18 protein-coding genes and 1 tRNA gene are annotated in these 16,176 nt (G+C 52.1%); 3 read left to right on the top strand and 16 right to left on the bottom strand.

Annotation, left to right across the window (positions count from 1 at the left end):
• Window positions 1-70 precede the first annotated feature (70 nt).
• From prfA to rho, 5 genes are all read right to left on the bottom strand, one after another.
• Window positions 71-1,144 carry a peptide chain release factor 1 gene (prfA, locus tag EBB54_RS08645; protein WP_004079227.1) on the bottom strand — a complete coding sequence of 358 codons (1,074 nt, stop codon included), beginning with the start codon at window positions 1,142-1,144 and terminating at the stop codon, window positions 71-73.
• 20 nt (window positions 1,145-1,164) lie between these two features.
• On the bottom strand, window positions 1,165-2,088 hold the full coding sequence (prmC, locus tag EBB54_RS08640) for a peptide chain release factor N(5)-glutamine methyltransferase (protein ID WP_125127119.1): 924 nt from the start codon (window positions 2,086-2,088) through the stop codon (window positions 1,165-1,167).
• On the bottom strand, window positions 2,085-3,044 hold the full coding sequence (locus tag EBB54_RS08635; RefSeq protein ID WP_125127118.1) for a DUF1385 domain-containing protein: 960 nt from the start codon (window positions 3,042-3,044) through the stop codon (window positions 2,085-2,087). The genes prmC and EBB54_RS08635 overlap by 4 nt, the downstream gene beginning before the upstream one ends.
• Before the next feature lie 142 nt (window positions 3,045-3,186).
• Entirely contained in the window at window positions 3,187-3,387 is a 201-nt protein-coding gene (gene rpmE / locus EBB54_RS08630) for a 50S ribosomal protein L31 (RefSeq protein ID WP_004079233.1), read from the bottom strand.
• Window positions 3,388-3,510: 123 nt separating this feature from the next.
• The gene (gene rho, locus EBB54_RS08625) at window positions 3,511-4,860 is read right to left on the bottom strand and encodes a transcription termination factor Rho (protein WP_125127117.1); all 1,350 of its coding nucleotides are present in this window, start codon (window positions 4,858-4,860) and stop codon (window positions 3,511-3,513) included.
• Window positions 4,861-5,241: 381 nt separating this feature from the next.
• Here rho and EBB54_RS08620 point away from each other — a divergent pair, with 381 nt between their 5' ends.
• Complete coding sequence (locus tag EBB54_RS08620) at window positions 5,242-6,189, top strand: TIGR01212 family radical SAM protein (RefSeq protein ID WP_125127116.1); 948 nt, start codon at window positions 5,242-5,244, stop codon at window positions 6,187-6,189.
• Window positions 6,182-6,694 carry a DUF4364 family protein gene (locus tag EBB54_RS08615; RefSeq protein ID WP_004079236.1) on the top strand — a complete coding sequence of 171 codons (513 nt, stop codon included), beginning with the start codon at window positions 6,182-6,184 and terminating at the stop codon, window positions 6,692-6,694. The genes EBB54_RS08620 and EBB54_RS08615 overlap by 8 nt, the downstream gene beginning before the upstream one ends.
• A 44-nt stretch (window positions 6,695-6,738) precedes the next feature.
• On the opposite strand, the gene EBB54_RS08610 is transcribed toward EBB54_RS08615, so the two are convergent.
• Genes EBB54_RS08610 through EBB54_RS08600 form a run of 3 tightly spaced genes read right to left on the bottom strand, consistent with a single transcriptional unit; the run spans window position 6,739 to window position 9,573 of the window.
• On the bottom strand, window positions 6,739-8,055 hold the full coding sequence (locus tag EBB54_RS08610; RefSeq protein ID WP_125127115.1) for a replication-associated recombination protein A: 1,317 nt from the start codon (window positions 8,053-8,055) through the stop codon (window positions 6,739-6,741).
• Window positions 8,056-8,085: 30 nt separating this feature from the next.
• On the bottom strand, window positions 8,086-8,814 hold the full coding sequence (locus EBB54_RS08605; protein WP_125127114.1) for a tRNA threonylcarbamoyladenosine dehydratase: 729 nt from the start codon (window positions 8,812-8,814) through the stop codon (window positions 8,086-8,088).
• Between the two features lie 36 nt (window positions 8,815-8,850).
• The gene (locus tag EBB54_RS08600) at window positions 8,851-9,573 is read right to left on the bottom strand and encodes a polysaccharide deacetylase family protein (RefSeq protein ID WP_125127113.1); all 723 of its coding nucleotides are present in this window, start codon (window positions 9,571-9,573) and stop codon (window positions 8,851-8,853) included.
• Window positions 9,574-9,752: 179 nt separating this feature from the next.
• On the opposite strand from EBB54_RS08600, the gene EBB54_RS08595 reads away from it, so the two are divergent.
• Window positions 9,753-11,114: an MATE family efflux transporter gene (locus EBB54_RS08595; RefSeq protein ID WP_125127112.1), complete on the top strand. Its 1,362-nt coding sequence runs from the start codon at window positions 9,753-9,755 to the stop codon at window positions 11,112-11,114.
• 133 nt (window positions 11,115-11,247) lie between these two features.
• On the opposite strand, the gene EBB54_RS08590 is transcribed toward EBB54_RS08595, so the two are convergent.
• The 8 genes from EBB54_RS08590 to cysS form a co-directional block, all read right to left on the bottom strand.
• Window positions 11,248-11,628, bottom strand: coding sequence for a type II toxin-antitoxin system VapC family toxin (locus tag EBB54_RS08590; RefSeq protein WP_125127111.1), 381 nt, complete (start codon window positions 11,626-11,628; stop codon window positions 11,248-11,250).
• Complete coding sequence (locus EBB54_RS08585; RefSeq protein WP_004079246.1) at window positions 11,628-11,858, bottom strand: DUF2281 domain-containing protein; 231 nt, start codon at window positions 11,856-11,858, stop codon at window positions 11,628-11,630. The genes EBB54_RS08590 and EBB54_RS08585 overlap by 1 nt, the downstream gene beginning before the upstream one ends.
• Window positions 11,859-12,127: 269 nt before the next feature.
• Window positions 12,128-12,200, bottom strand: a tRNA-Thr gene (locus EBB54_RS08580).
• A 106-nt stretch (window positions 12,201-12,306) separates the two neighbouring features.
• Window positions 12,307-12,753, bottom strand: a complete 447-nt coding sequence (gene dtd, locus EBB54_RS08575; protein ID WP_125127110.1) for a D-aminoacyl-tRNA deacylase — start codon at window positions 12,751-12,753, stop codon at window positions 12,307-12,309.
• Window positions 12,754-12,792: 39 nt separating this feature from the next.
• On the bottom strand, window positions 12,793-13,410 hold the full coding sequence (locus EBB54_RS08570; RefSeq protein WP_004079250.1) for a sigma-70 family RNA polymerase sigma factor: 618 nt from the start codon (window positions 13,408-13,410) through the stop codon (window positions 12,793-12,795).
• Between the two features lie 42 nt (window positions 13,411-13,452).
• Window positions 13,453-14,250, bottom strand: a complete 798-nt coding sequence (gene rlmB / locus EBB54_RS08565; protein ID WP_125127109.1) for a 23S rRNA (guanosine(2251)-2'-O)-methyltransferase RlmB — start codon at window positions 14,248-14,250, stop codon at window positions 13,453-13,455.
• Between the two features lie 73 nt (window positions 14,251-14,323).
• Window positions 14,324-14,779 carry a Mini-ribonuclease 3 gene (locus tag EBB54_RS08560; protein ID WP_004079252.1) on the bottom strand — a complete coding sequence of 152 codons (456 nt, stop codon included), beginning with the start codon at window positions 14,777-14,779 and terminating at the stop codon, window positions 14,324-14,326.
• A complete protein-coding gene (cysS, locus tag EBB54_RS08555) occupies window positions 14,764-16,170 on the bottom strand; it encodes a cysteine--tRNA ligase (RefSeq protein WP_125127108.1) in 1,407 nt (468 codons plus the stop codon). Before cysS ends, EBB54_RS08560 begins: the two co-directional genes overlap by 16 nt.
• Between the last annotated feature and the right edge of the window lie 6 nt (window positions 16,171-16,176).

Genomic DNA, 16,176 nt, shown 5'->3' with positions numbered 1-16,176 from the left:
CAGCGTTTCTGCATACAATGGAATCAAAAAAAGACAGACACTGAAAGGGCCTGTCTTTTTTGATTTCGTCTTATTGTTCATTCATCTTTGCCAGCTTGGCGCTTTGGTCCGCGGCGATCAGGCTGTCGATGATCTCGTCCAGATCCCCGCCTAAAACGGTGTCCAGCTTGTGCAGGGTCAGCTTGATCCTGTGGTCTGTCACCCGTCCCTGGGGGAAGTTGTAGGTTCGGATCTTTTCCGAACGGTCCCCGGTTCCCACCTGGCTCTTCCTGGCTTCCGCCTCCGCGTCATGCTGCTTTGCCAGCTCCAGCTCGTAAAGTCTGGCCCGAAGCACTTTGAGCGCCTTGTCCTTGTTCTTGAGCTGGGACTTCTCGTCCTGGCAGGAGATCACGATTCCTGTCGGAATGTGGGTCAGACGCACCGCGGAATCCGTCGTATTGACACACTGCCCTCCGTTTCCGGACGCCCGGAACACGTCGAATTTGCAGTCATTCATATCCAGCTCCACATCCACCTCTTCCGCTTCCGGCATGATGGCCACCGTGATCGTGGATGTATGGATACGCCCGCCGCTCTCCGTCTCCGGCACGCGCTGCACACGGTGCACCCCGCTCTCATATTTTAAACGGGAGAACGCCCCCTGTCCGGTCAGCATAAAGACGCATTCCTTGAAGCCGCCGATCCCGTTTTCATTCAGGGAGATCATCTCCGGCCGCCAGCGTCGCCCTTCAGCATAATGCACGTACATGCGGTAGATCTCGGCCGCGAACAAGGCCGCCTCGTCCCCTCCTGCGCCTGCCCGGATCTCCACGATGACGTTCTTATCATCATTGGGATCCTTCGGCAGAAGCAGGATCTTCATCTCACGCTCCAGCTCCTCAATGCGCGCCTTGGCGCCGTTTAACTCTTCCTTGGCCAGATCCCTAAGCTCTTCATCCGATTCCTCTTCCAGCATGGCCAGGCTGTCTTCCACATCCTGCCTGCACTGCTTATATTCCTTATACGCTTCCACGATGGGGGCCAGATCGCTCTGCTCCTTCATCAGCCGCCTGAAACGATCCGTGTCATTGGCAACGTCCGGTTCCTGCAGTTCGCCCATGACCTCCTCATAACGAATCAGTAAATCCTCTAACCTGTCAAACATAATCTACTCCATCCTCCCAGCTATTGATATACACCGGATATGACCCGGTCAAGCCCTGCCAGGTCCTTTTTTACAGAAATATTCCCAAATCCTGCCTCTTTCATCCATTCCGCCACTGTCCCGGCCTCGTCATATCCGATCTCAAACATCAAATGTCCCTTGGGGAGCAGATACTCTCTGCTCTCCCGGATAATCCTCCGGTAAAAATCCAGCCCGTCCGCTCCGCCGTCCAGCGCAGAAATCGGATCGTGCAGCCGCACCTCCTCCTGAAGCGTTTCGATCTCTGAAGTCCGGATATAGGGCGGATTGGAGAGGATCATGGAAAACCGGCCCTTTACATTCTCAAACAGGTCGCCCTGGCAGAACTCGGCTTCCACCCCCAGACTCTTCGCATTCCCAGCGGCCACCTCCAATGCCGGAGCGGAAATATCCGCCCCCACTCCGCATATGGACAGCCCGCCCTCTCCGCTTGAAACAGCCTGCCCGGCGACGGGATCAAAATCCTTCCGGCTTTTGATCACATATCCTTGTTCCTGACACATCCATTTCAGGACACTGAGCAGAATACAGCCTGAACCGGTGCACATGTCAAGCACACGCAACGGCCCTGCTTCCTTTTTCAGGACGGACAGCGCCTCTTCCACCAGCGTCTCCGTATCCTGGCGGGGGATCAGCACATGCCTGCTGACCAGAAAGGAATATCCCATGAATTCCTGCACCCCGGTCAGATGCTGCAGCGGAATCCGCCGCCCTCTTTTTTCGATGAGGGCAAAATACCTGGCTTCCAGGGCTTCCTCCAACGCCTGTCCACCGTCTGAAAGATACCTGGCCCGGCTGATGCCGGTTATATGCTCCAGCAGATACCAGGCGTCCAGCGCCGCCTCCGGTATCCCCTGCCGCTCCAAAAGCTTTGTCCCCTTTACACAGGCATCCCGAACCGTCATGATACGCCCTGGGCATGCCCTGCCCTGCCGGCTGCGGCCTTAAAATTCTCCGCCTGATACTCTTTCCAGTCAAACACGGCTTCCACCGCCTGAATGGCCACTTCGATCATGCTGTCGTCGGGTTCCTTGGTGGTCATGTTCTGCACCCACAATCCCGGCTGGCTCAACAGGTTCACCACCGGATTGTCACTGTTCCCGGCCAGACGGATGATCTCGTAGGACACCCCCGCGATCAAAGGCATCAGCGCGATACGCAGCAGGACGCGCATAACCTGGGATTCGGCCGTAATAAAGAAACAGAAAATGATACTGACGATCATGACAAAAAACAGGAAGCTGGTCCCGCATCGCTTATGCTGCCTGGAACTGGCCCGGACATTCTCCACATTCAGATCCAGTCCGTGTTCGATGCAGTTAATGCACTTGTGCTCCGCCCCGTGATACATAAACGTCCTCTGAATGTCCTTCATACGGGATACCAGGGTAATGTAGCCCAAAAAGATCAGCACACGGATCAGTCCTTCCAGTACGGTGAGCACGCTTCTCGACATAATAAACCTCTTTAACAGCCCGCTTAAGAAATAAGGCAGAACCATGAATATCCCCACTGCAAGCAGGATGGAAAACACCAGGACAATGGACATGACCAGGGATTCCTTTTTCTCTTCCCTGGCTGCTTCGTCCGCCGTCAGCTCCCTTGCTTCCTCTTCTTCATCCTCTATAAATTCCGCCGAAAACATCAGCGCCTTCATCCCCAGTATCAGAGAATCTATAAAATTAAATACTCCGCGGATAAACGGGATCTTGCGGATTGCCCCGGGCACAAAGCTTTTGTGCTCCTGCACACGGACCTCAATCTCCTGATCCGGCCTGCGCACCCCCACCGCATAGCGGTCGCCGTTCTTCATCATAATGCCTTCGAGCACTGCCTGTCCGCCTATATTTGAAGACTTCATATGCATCATCTCCTATATTCTGCCGCTGCAGGCCGCCGGTATCCCCGGTGCCCCCGCGCATCCTGCGGGCGAACCGTTTTGGGATCGCTGCCATACAATAACAGGCTGAGATATGTTTACCTCAGCCTGCCGCTTGTTCTTTTTATTTGATACCATATTTTTTGTTGAACTTATCAACACGTCCGCGCGCCTGTGCCGCTTTCTGCTGTCCTGTGTAGAACGGATGGCATTTGGAACAGATTTCCACATGGATACTCTTGTTGGTAGAGCCTGTAACGAATGTGTTCCCGCAGTTGCAAGTCACAGTTGCCTGATGGTACTCCGGATGGATTCCTTCTCTCATGTCTTTCACCTCTCTATTTTCAAAATATTCATTATACTCTCCAAAACAACGCTGTTATTGTATCATACCGTACAAGCTTTTGCAAGAGATTTTCTGCGATTCCCGTCTGTTTTTTTCTTTTTCTTAAAGGAACTTCTGCCGGATGACCATCCGGGTCAGTTCGTCGTTGTTTTTTGTCCGTGAGAACATATTCAGAAGATTGTCCACCGCTTCGTCGGACTTCATGCTGTTAAGCGCCTTGCGGATGATATAGACCGCGTCCTGCTCGTCCTTGTTCAGCAGCAGGTCTTCCCTTCTCGTACCGGACTTGGGAATGTCGATGGCCGGGAACACCCTCCGCTCCTGCAGCTTCCGGTCCAGAACCAGTTCCATGTTGCCGGTGCCCTTAAATTCCTCGTATACAACGTCGTCCATCTTGCTTCCGGTATCCACCAGCGCCGTTGCCAGGATCGTCAGGCTTCCGCCCTCCCGCATATTTCTGGCCGCGCCGAAGATCCGCTTGGGCATATGCAGAGCCGTAGGGTCAAGACCGCCGGATAACGTCCTTCCCGAAGGAGGCACGATCACATTGTAGGCCCGCGCCAGACGGGTGATGCTGTCCAGAAGAATCATCACATCCTTGCCGTGCTCCACCAGACGCTTCGCCCGCTCAATGACCATCTCCGATACCCGCTTGTGGTGCTCCGGCAGTTCGTCGAAGGTAGAGTATACCACTTCCACATTGGGGCCCGCGATGGCCTCCCGGATATCCGTCACTTCCTCGGGACGCTCGTCGATGAGCAGGATCAGAAGATGGATATTGGGATCCGACTTCTTCACCGAAAGGGCGATGTCCTTTAGCAGGGTTGTCTTACCGGCTTTGGGCGGGGATACGATCATACCGCGCTGCCCTTTTCCGATGGGGGAGAGCAGATCCACGATCCGCATGGCCGTAGTACAGCCCGGCGTCTCCATACGCAGACGCTGATTGGGGAAAATCGGGGTCAGGTCTTCAAAATTGCGCCTCTTCTGCGCGTCCGCCGGACGCATGCCGTTGATGGCCGATACATAGAGCAGGGCACTGAACTTCTCACCCTGGGTCTTGACACGGGTATTGCCCATCAGGATGTCCCCGGTCTTGAGGCCGAACCTGCGGATCTGGGAGGGGGACACATAGACGTCGTTCTCACCCGGCAGGTAGTTGTCGCTCCGGATAAAGCCGAAGCCGTCCGGCAGCACTTCCAGAATCCCGGTGGCAGTCTTGCCGCTGTCAAGCTGTTCAATATCCGTAGACTCCTTCTTCTCCTTCATCTCTTCCCTGACTTCCTCTTTCGCTTCCTCCTGGGCCGCTTCCTGGCTGTCCTTCTCGTCCTGGGCAAGCATCGCATCAATCAGGTCGCTCTTCTTCATGGTAGAAACCCCTTTCATACTCCGCGCTTTCGCAAGCTCTTTCAAAGTAGCAAGAGGCAGCGATTCATACTTCTCTCTCGTCATAAAATTACCTTTCCTTTCTTCACTGTCGTCTTCTCTATTCGGTTGGTGTCTATGGATTTAATGGGTCAGATGGCAGAATTGCTGCTGAATACGGCCTGTCGCTGGTACATTCACCGTACAAGCAATTCCTTCTATCTCCTCAAGAATCTTAGTCTGAATTGACTCAAATGAACTAAAACCTGTTTGTATTATACACGAAGTTTGGGAAAAAGCAAACCTTTTTTTGAAAAATGTGGTAAATTAAACATAAAAAATACGGTAAATCTATTTTTTCGTATTTCCGCATTCGTCTTGCACAGTCACTTTAAGCGTGATATGATAGAAAAAGGGGCAGATTCTTCTGCCCCCATTTTCAAAGTCCGGAAAGGAATGATACGGTTTATGGCAGATTCGCAGAGCAGGCAGGTCCGCTGGGGAGAAAAACGCTACCATTCGATGGATTATGACCTGAAAAAGACCTACGGTGAAAAAGTATATAAGATCACGCTGGACGGCGGCATGACCTGTCCCAACCGGGACGGCACCGTCGGACGCGGGGGATGCGTCTTCTGCAGCGCCTCGGGCTCCGGCGATTTTGCAGGTTCCCGGGCCCTTTCCATTACAGAGCAGCTGAAAAACGGAAAAGCCGCCCTTGCCGGGAAGCGCCCCGTACATTCCTATATCGCCTATTTTCAGGCGTTTACCAATACTTACGCTTCGGTGGAATATCTGGAGCGGATCTTTCTGGAGGCTGTCCGGGATGGGGATGTGCGGATTCTCTCCATTGCCACCCGCCCGGACTGCTTAGGGAAGCCTGTGCTGGAGCTGCTGGAGCGGCTCAGCCGGATCAAGCCGGTCTGGATCGAGCTGGGGCTGCAGACCATCCACCCCCATACGGCCGCATACATCCGCCGGGGGTACGAACTGCCTGTCTTTGAAGAGGCGGTCCAAAATCTCCGCAGCCGGGGCATCGACGTGCTTGTCCATACCATCCTCTGCCTTCCGGGGGAGACCAGACAGCAGATGTTTGAGACATTGGACTATCTCAATCACATGGACATCCAGGGAATCAAGCTTCAGCTTCTCCATATTTTACAAGGGACGGATCTTGCCCTGCAATATGCAGAGCACCCCTTCCCGGTTCCATCCATGGACGAATACATCGGCCTTCTGGGAGCGTGCATCTCCAGGCTCAGGCCGGATATCACCATCCACCGTCTCACCGGCGACGGGCCTAAGGAGCTTCTCATCGCCCCGCTCTGGACAGGCCAAAAACGAACCGTACTGAATGCACTGCACCAATATCTGAAGGAACAGGATATCTGGCAGGGAAAGGACTATCATGAATGAGACATTGACCTTGTACAAACTGATGATCTTATATTTGCTGAAAAAAGTAGATTTTCCCCTGGCAACCACGCAGATTTCTGATTTTATGCTGGGAATGGAATATACCAATTATTTCCGGCTCCAGGAAGCCCTCTCCGAGCTCCAGGAAGCCAACCTGGTGGAAGCGGAAAATACGTACCGCCGCACGCTCTACCACCTCACCGGCGACGGCGTCAGGACCATCCGGCTTCTGCAGGGAAATATCAATTTTGAGATCCGCCGGGATATCGACGCCTTTGTGAAAGAAAATGAATTTCATTTAAGGGAAGCCCTCTCCGCCAAAGCTTCCTATTATCTGAATGCCAATCAGGAATACGAGGCGCGCTGCCAGATCCTGGAAGGCAAATACAGCCTGTTGGACTTAAAGCTGACGGTTCCCACCAGAGCCGAGGCGGAAGCCATCAGCAAAAACTGGAACGCCGCCAGCCAGGAGATCTACGGGGATCTCCTCACAAAACTGCTGTAGGATTTGCCCACAAGGGGCATCTCACGGTTTGGGAGATGCCCCTTTTACAGGCCCCGAAGCCTTTCCAGATGTTCCTTGATCTGTTTTTCATAACCGGAATCGCTGGGCTCGTAGAACCTGGCGTCCCGGATCTCGTCCGGAAGGTACTGCTGGGCCGTATAATGCCCGGGATAATTATGTACATATTGATAGCCGGTTCCCCGCCCCAGATTCTTCGCGCCTTTGTAGTGGGCGTCCTGGAGATGGGACGGCACCGTGGTTTTGGTCTGCCGCACGCTTTTCCCGGCTGCAGCGACGGCCATCACCGCGGAATTGCTCTTGGGCGCGGAGGCCACATAGAGAACGGCCTGGGAGAGGATGATCTCCGCCTCGGGCATTCCGATGCGCTCCACGGCCTGAGCCGCCGCCACCGCCACCACCAGCGCCTGGGGATCTGCATTTCCCACATCCTCGGACGCGCAGATCATGATCCTGCGTGCGATGAACTTGATATCCTCCCCTGCGTAGAGCATCTTTGCCAGGTAATAGACCGCCGCATCCGGATCTGTCCCCCGCATACTCTTGATAAATGCCGAAATGGTATCGTAGTGGTTGTCCCCCGTCTTGTCATAGTGCACCACCCGCTTCTGGATGCATTCCGAGGCCACCTCCAGGGTAATGTGGATCAGCCCGTCGTCGCTGCGGTCCGTGGTCAGAATTCCAAGCTCCACCGCATTGAGCGCATTTCTGGCATCCCCTCCCGAAAGATCCGCCAGAAAATCCAGCGCCTCCTCGTCAATCTCCGCATGAAAGGCGCCCATTCCTTTCTCCTTGTCATATACCGCCCGGCGCAGGATGGACTTGATGTCCTCCTTGTCCAGCGCATGCAGTTCAAAGATGCTGGATCTGGACAAAAGCGCCCCGTTGACTTCAAAATAGGGATTCTCCGTGGTGGCCCCGATCAGCGTGATGGTGCCGTCCTCCACAAAGGGAAGGAGATAATCCTGCTGTCCCTTGTTGAAACGGTGGATCTCGTCGATAAACAGTATGGTCTTTTTCTGGTACATCCCAAGCAGCTCTTTTGCCTCGTTTACCACCTGCTCCATGTCCTTCTTGCCCGCGGATGTGGCATTGATCTGCTGAAATTTGGAACGGGTCGTGTTGGCGATGACCTTTGCCAGGGTGGTCTTGCCCGTCCCCGGAGGCCCGTAAAAAATGATGGAGCCCAGCTTGTCCGCCCGGATCGCCCGATACAGCAGCTTATCCTTTCCAATGATGTGCTTCTGCCCCGCCACCTCCTCCAAAGTCACAGGACGCATCCTGGATGCCAGGGGAGACTCCTTTTCCTGTCTGGTTTCTCTCATATAATCAAATAAATCCATAATTTTTTATCCCTCTTTTGCTTTTTCTCATCAAACTGCCTGATGTCCGGCCGCCAGTGCGCGGATCACTTCCCCTGCAATCAGAAGCCCCGCCACAGGTGGAACAAAGGAAATGCTTCCCGGAACCATTTTGCCCTCTTTCGTCTCCTCCCCGGTTCTGTTTCCGGAGACGTCCACCGGCTGCTCCTTAGAATACAGCACCCTTAGATGGGTGATCCCCCGGGCTTTCAGTTCCCTCCGCATCACCTTGCAGAGCGGGCAGACGCTGGTCTTTGACAGATCCGTGATCTCAAACAGCTCCGGATGCAGTTTATTTCCCGTGCCCATACTGCTGATCAGGGGGAGGTTCAGCCTTACGGCGCACTCGGCAATGTTCAGCTTGGCGGTTACCGTATCTACGGCGTCCACGATATAATCCGGCCTGTTCTCAAACAGGTCGGACAGGTCTTCTTTCAGGATAAACCGTTCCAATGTCTCCACCTGGATCTTGGGGCAGATCTCATGGATCTGCTCCTTCATAACCTGTGTCTTATACTGCCCGATGGTCCGGTGGCTGGCCACGGACTGACGGTTGATGTTGGTCAGGGAAACCCGGTCGCTGTCGATCAGGGTCAGATGCCCGATCCCGCTCCGGGCAAGGGCGTCAATGCAGTGGGAGCCTACGCCCCCCACGCCGAATATCACCACCCGGGCCTGTTTTAAGCGTTCCATTGCCTCCGGACCTAGCAATAGCTCCGTTCTGGAAAATTCGTGTATCATCTTTTCTCATATCTCCTGTATCTCACTGGTCAAATATTACTCCAAAAGGAGTTCATCCACTGTCACAAACTGATAGCCCTTTGCCTCGAGAAGATCTACGATCCGCAACGCGGCCCGTACAGAGCTTTTATAACAGTCGTGTAACAAGATAATATCATTTTCTTCCACTTCCGTCACTACTTTATTTACAATTTCATCCTCATTTTCGGTGGCCCAGTCCAGCGGATCGACCGTCCACATCACGGGAAGCACATGGATCTTCTGCTCCAGCTTCTTCTGCCACAGGCCAAAGGGGGGCCGCATATATTCCACGGGCTGTCCGGTGATCCCCTGGATCAGGTCGTTGGTGGCCTTGATTTCCCGGTAGGCAGTGTCGTTGCTGACCCTGGTGATCTCCACATGGTTGTATGTATGATTGCCCACCAGATGCCCCTCCTCCCACTCCCGTTTCACGATTTCCGCGTTGCTTCCCGCCTCAATATTCTTTCCGATGAGAAAAAAGGTAGCCTTTACATTTCGTTCCTTCAACCCGTCCAGCAAAAACGGCGTAAACTGCGCGTTGGGGCCGTCGTCAAAGGTCAGGGCGATCTTCGGCTGTTCCAGTTTTTTCTCCGCCTCCTCTTTTTTGTCCTTGGGCCTGATCAGATACAATGCTTCCCCCGCGTCGTTCTGGGCGTTCCCCAAATCTGCCCTTGGAACGCAGATTCCCAGCAGCAGAAGGACATAGACCAGCGCGATTCCTTGCATCCACTTCTTCATACTCTGCTTTTCCTTTACGGCATGGTAAGCCGTATATGGTTTTCTTTTTAATATATGCATTGTACTTTCAATTTATTGATGGTATAATCGGGAAGGTATTTTGATTTTCCAGAAAAACATCCTGCATCAGGCTGTTTTTCCGCACACCATATAACAGATTGAGGAGGTTTATCTTTCAGATGCAGAATCTACAGACAAAAGAAAACAAGATGGGAGTCATGCCGATTCCCAAATTATTGATCACCATGTCTCTGCCCATGATGCTTTCCATGCTCGTACAGGCGCTGTACAATATCGTGGACAGCATGTTCGTGGCGCAGATCAATGAAAACGCATTGACAGCCGTATCCCTTGCGTTTCCCATTCAGAGCCTGATGATCGCCCTTTCCGCCGGTACCGGCGTGGGGATCAACGCCCTGCTCTCCCGCAACCTGGGTGAAAAAAAATTCGAGGACGCCAACCAGGCTGCCAAAAACGGGATCTTCCTTTCCCTCGTCAGCTTCGGAATCATGGCCTTCATCGGCCTGACCTGCTCTCATACTTTTTTCCGGCTTCAGACCCGGGATGAACAGATCGTCACTTACGGCACGCAGTATCTGACGATCATCTGCATCCTTTCCATCGGGATCTTTATGCAGATGACCCTGGAGCGCCTTCTGCAGTCCACCGGAAAGACCATTTATACCATGATTACCCAGGGGATCGGCGCCATCATCAATATCATCATGGACCCCATCCTGATCTTCGGCCTGTTCGGATTTCCCCGGCTGGAGGTGGCCGGGGCTGCCATCGCTACGGTAACCGGACAGATCGTCGCCGTCGCCCTTTCAGTCTATTTCAACTGCACCAAAAACCGGGAGCTGAATCTGAACCTGAAAGGGTTTAAGCCGGACAAAAAAATCATTGCCACCATTTACCAGGTAGGCATTCCTTCCATCATCATGCAGTCCATCGGTTCTGTCATGGTGTTTGGGATGAACAAAATCCTGCTCATGTTCTCCTCCACCGCAGCCGCGGTCTTCGGGGTTTATTTTAAATTGCAGAGCTTTATTTTCATGCCCATATTCGGGCTCAACAATGGCATGATCCCGATCATTGCCTACAATTTCGGCGCAAAAAATAAAAAGCGGATCGAGTCCACCATGAAATTGAGCATCCTGCTGGCGGTTTCCATTATGTTCGTGGGACTGGCCCTGTTTCAGATCTTTCCGGCACAGCTTCTGGGATTCTTTGATGCTTCTGAGCACATGCTGGAGATCGGGGTGCCTGCCTTAAGGATCATCAGCCTGAGCTTCATCTTTGCCGGGTACTGCATCATCGTAGGCTCTGTCTTCCAGGCCCTTGGAAACGGGATGTACAGCCTGATCGTATCCGCAGCGCGCCAGCTCCTGGTGATCCTTCCGGCCGCATACCTCTTTGCCGTACTGTACGGCCTGTCCATGGTATGGTGGTCCATTCCCCTTGCGGAGATCGTATCTGTGGCCCTTTCCACACTGCTCTTTAAAAGGATTCGGACTTTAAAGATCGACCCGCTGGGATAAATGGCTTTCTGTGTACGATGATACCAAAAAAAGGGTCTGTCGGGAAATTCAGCTGTTTCCTGACAGACCCATATCATCATATACAGAAAAGCTACCAATGGCAGGTTTTCTGTATATGCATTCCAAATTCTATTTACCACAAAACCTTGACATTATACATTGGTATTGTTCCGTCCTTTGTAATAATTATCAAGTTTTCTGCAATGGCCTGTGAAATAATCAGTCGGTCAAACGGATCTCCATGAATCGGTGGAAGCCGTCCAATTTCGTCCAGATGAAACGGTTTTATGGGAAGAATTTCAAATTGCTCGTTTTCGCAAGTTCCCACAATCTTAGAAATTGAACTTTTAATTTCCAATTTCCCAATGCTTGACTTAATCGCAATTTCCCACATGGAAACAATGCTTACACTGATTTTTTCATCATTATGGTAAATGATTTTTGATGCTCTTTTTGAAAGTTTTTCACTATCATATAAAAAGTATAACAGGGCATTGGTGTCCAATAGATACATTATAAATACTCCTTAAAACATTCTGGTGTTTCGTCAAAATCCTCTGCAATAGAAATAAATTCATCCGCTAACGGATTTACTGTTCTGCGAAATGTAATATCATTACTTATAGAATGTTCTGTCTGTTCCTTTTTCGATGCGTATTTCAAAAATCTCATAAAATTGATGATCTGCACTATCATATCTTCTGGAAGGTCTTTCGCTTCTCTGACTAACGTATCATATGCCATAAAAACACATCCTTTCAACTATATCTACATTTATACACTTTTAGGACGATATAAAAATCTTAAACTATACACCAAATATACTTTCTGCTGTTTCATACATTCTATACGATATCAATTAAATTATAGCAAACCACTACCAGAAAAACAATAAATTTGTAATTTCTACCTCAAAACAGAAAATGAAAATCACTCGTTCGGATAATAAAATAAAAATAAAGACATTTCAAAGAATGATTTCCTTGAAAAGCCTTTATTTTTAACTATTCCAAAGCTGCCTAGCGGATTTGAACCGCCGACCTCATCCTTACCAAGGATGCGCGCTACCTGCTGCGCCAAGGCAGCCTGCAACATATTTTTCTACTGCCAGATAAACCGGAGCATCATGTCACACAACATTAATACTATACACCATAACCTGGTAATTTGTCAATATTTTTTTCGGAATTTGTCACATTTTTTCCGAATCCAGCAGAATCGTAAACGGCCCGTCATTGACCAGGCTGACCTCCATCTCTGCCCCGAAGCTTCCCGTCTCCACAACCGGAACCTTTTCACGGCATGCCTGGATGATGTATTCATAGAGCGCGTTTGCCTTCTCCGGAGAACCGGCCTCGGTAAAGCTGGGGCGATTTCCCTTTTTACAGTTGGCATACAGCGTAAACTGGGAGATCAAAAGCAAAGCCCCGCCCACATCCGCCAGGGACAGGTTCGTCTTTCCGTTCTCATCCTCAAAGATCCGAAGCCCGGTCATTTTCTTTACCAGCCTGTCCGCAGTCTCCTGGGTATCCTCCTGGGAAATCCCGATCAATACCAGGAATCCTTTCCCGATCTTCCCGATGGTTGTCCCGTCCACGGACACGCTGGACCTGGTTACCCGCTGAATCACAAATCTCATAGTTCCTTTCCTCCTGATGTGCTGTTCTCAATCATTCTGTCATCTGCTCCGCAAAAGCTTCCCCGCCTTTGCCTTGATCCGCTGCAGCGCGTTGTCCACGGTCTTGGGGCTTTTATTCAGGATTTCCGCAATGGTGCGGTAATCGGTTCCCATCAGATGCAGATAGAGCACGTGGTTTTCCAGCGCGCTTAAGGAGTCCTTCAGGTTCTCAATAAATATCTCTACATACTCCTTCCCCACATACAGGACTTCAGGATTGTTGTCCACATCCGACCGGATCTTATCAATCAGCGGGATCTCCTTTCTCTCGTCTTCGTCCTCTTCCACCTCATACAGGGATACATAAGAGTTCAGCGGCAAATGCTTTTTCCGCTGGGAGGCTTCGATGGCGCTGTACATCTGGCGGGAGACGCACAGCTCGGCAAAGCTCTGGAAGCTGTTGCCCTGCTCCGGGTCATAGTTCTGCACCGCCTTCATCAGCCCGATCATCCCCTCCTGGATCAGATCGTCATTTTCCCCGCCGATTAAAAACATCTCCCTGGTCTTGCGGCGCACCATGGATTTATATTTTACCATCAGGTAATCCATGATATCCCGTTCCCCTCCTCGGAGACGGGATATGAGCTGCTCATCCGTCATCGTGTCATATATTCCCATGGTTCCACCTCCGTCCCCGGTATACCAGGCCGATGCCCCCGGTCATTCCCCGGCTTTGTGCAGCCGCTGCCGCAGGATCTCATAGGAAAGCACTCCCGCCGCCACAGACGCGTTCAGGGAATCAATCTCCCCTTTCATGGGAATCCCTGCCAGAAAATCACAGCGCTCCCGTACCAGCCGTCCGACGCCTTCCCCTTCATTGCCGATGACCAGGCCGATGGGGCCGGTCAGGTTCATTTTATAGGGAGCCTCCCCGTCCATATCCGCGCAGACAAACCAGAGTCCTTGTTCTTTTAGTTCTTCAATGGTCCTTGCCAGATTGGTCACCTTGGCCACCGGAGTGTAATTCAGCGCCCCGGCAGAGGTTTTCGCCACCGTAGCCGTAAGCCCGGATGCCCGGCGCTTGGGGATAATCACCCCATGGGCGCCCATCACATTGGCCGTCCGTATGATGGCCCCCAGGTTGTGAGGGTCCTCGATATTGTCCAGGAGGATCAGAAAGGGATCCTCCCCCCGTGACTTCGCAAGCGCCAGCATATCCTCCACCTGGGCGTATTCATAGGCCGCCGCAAAAGCGATGACCCCCTGGTGCTTTCCTGTCCCGGAGATCTGGTTGAGACGCTCCTTCCCTACAAAATTCAGGATCACATCGTGCTTCTTTGCCTCCCGGATGATCGTACGGATGGGGCCGTCCTGGCATCCGTCCAGCACAAACAGCTTATCCACCGGCTTTCCCGAGCGGAATGCCTCCAGCACGGCGTTTCTTCCCTCAATCAGAAGCGGCTGCTCCTGGAGTACATCCAAATCCGCCGTTTTTGTCTCTTTTTCTATATTTTTCATATCCCATCTCCTGTAAATTGCTGTGAATCGTAACCCTGTAACCCATCTGCGAAAGCAGATTCTCTCACATTGCCTATTCACAATCGCCCGCATTTTCCAGGCTGTCCAGCCCGATCCTGACCAGTTCCATCAGGCGGGCATATCGTTTCTTCAAAAACAGGTATCCCAGCAGCGCCTCAAATCCGGTGGCCCTGCGGTAATCCGTGATGCTCTGATTCTTCGCAGGGGAAACAGACTTGGTATTGCGCCCCCTGCGGTAAACCGCGTGCTCCTCCTCCGTCAGATGCTGCTGTATGGTGCGCATCATCAGAGACTGCGCCGAAGCCTGCACATAGCTGCTGGTTTCCTCATGCATCCTGTGAACCTGCTTATTTCCCCTGCTGACCACCATACTCTTGATGATCAGGTCGAACACGCAGTCCCCCATGTATGCCAGGACAAGGGGCGAAAAACTGTCCGCCTCCGCCTCCTTAAGCCCCAGTACATCCCGGATATGATCATAAAACTCAAACGTCATGCCCTTTTCCATTGTACTCCTTCTCGCGTATCCTTCAAAATGATCCCTCTCTCAAGCAGCTCATCCCGGATCTCGTCCGCCCTGGCAAAGTTCTTTTCCTTCCTTGCCGCCTGCCGTTCTGCGATCAAAGCCTCAATATCCGCATCCAGCAGCTCTTCCTTTTTCTCCACGATGATTCCCAGCACATCCGTCAGCTTCACGAGCATATCCAGAAGCCCCTGCAGGTATTCTTTGGAGCTCTCCCCGCCTGCCGTCGTATTGGCGTGCTTCACCAGCTCAAACACCGCCGCCGCCGCGTCTGCCGTGTTAAAATCATCGTCCATGGCGTTCTCAAAGCTCTCTGCATACTCCTGAATCTTCTCAAAGGCTTCCTTCTCTGATTCCTGTAAAGGCGTGGTCTGCGCGTTCTGAATTAAAAACCGCAGGTGGTCTGCAGCCGTCACGATCCTCTCCAGCCCGTTCTTAGCCGCTTCCATCAGCTCTCCGCTGAAATTCAAGGGGCTTCGGTAATGGGCGCTGAGCATGAAGAAACGCAGGACCTGGAGGTCATACTTCTCGCTGATCTCCCGGACCGTAAAGAAATTGCCCAGGGATTTGGACATCTTCCGGTTGTCGATGTTGAGAAAGCCGTTGTGGAGCCAGTATTTCGAAAATTCTTTTCCGTTGGCCGCCTCGCTCTGGGCGATTTCATTTTCATGGTGGGGGAAAATCAGATCCTCCCCGCCCGCATGGATGTCGATCTGTTCGCCCAGGTATTTTTTGGACATCTCCGAGCATTCGATGTGCCACCCCGGACGCCCTTCGCTCCAGGGAGATTCCCAGGCGGGCTCCCCTTCCTTTTTGGGCTTCCAGAGTACAAAATCCAGGGGATCTTCCTTCTCATCCTCCCCGGTCACAAGGAGGGAGCGGTTTCCGGAACGCAGGTCGTCCAGATTCTTATGGGAGAGCTTCCCATACTCCGCAAATTTCCTGGTGCGGTAGTACACGGTGCCGTTCTTTTCATAGGCAAAGCCCTTGTCGATCAGCGTCCGGATCATCTCGATCATGCCGCCGATCTCCTGTGTGGCAAGGGGATGCACCGTGGCCGGCCTTACATTCATCCCCTCCATGTCCTTTTTGCACTCCTCGATGTAGCGGCTGGAAATCTCATCTGCCGATACCCCTTCTTCCAGCGCCTTCTTGATGATCTTGTCATCCACATCGGTAAAATTGGATACAAAATTCACATCATACCCTTTATACTCAAAATACCTGCGCACCGTATCGAATACGATCATGGGCCGGGCGTTTCCGATATGGATAAAATTATAGACGGTTGGCCCGCACACGTACATCCTGACCTTATTCGGTTCCAAAGGGATGAACTCCTCTTTTTTCTTAGACATGGTATTATATAATTTCATGGCTGT

Source organism: Schaedlerella arabinosiphila (assembly GCF_003885045.1).
Classification (GTDB): domain Bacteria; phylum Bacillota; class Clostridia; order Lachnospirales; family Lachnospiraceae; genus Schaedlerella; species Schaedlerella arabinosiphila.
The sequence above is the reverse complement of the archived record's forward strand: the minus strand, read 5'-3'. Positions and strand labels throughout refer to the sequence as shown.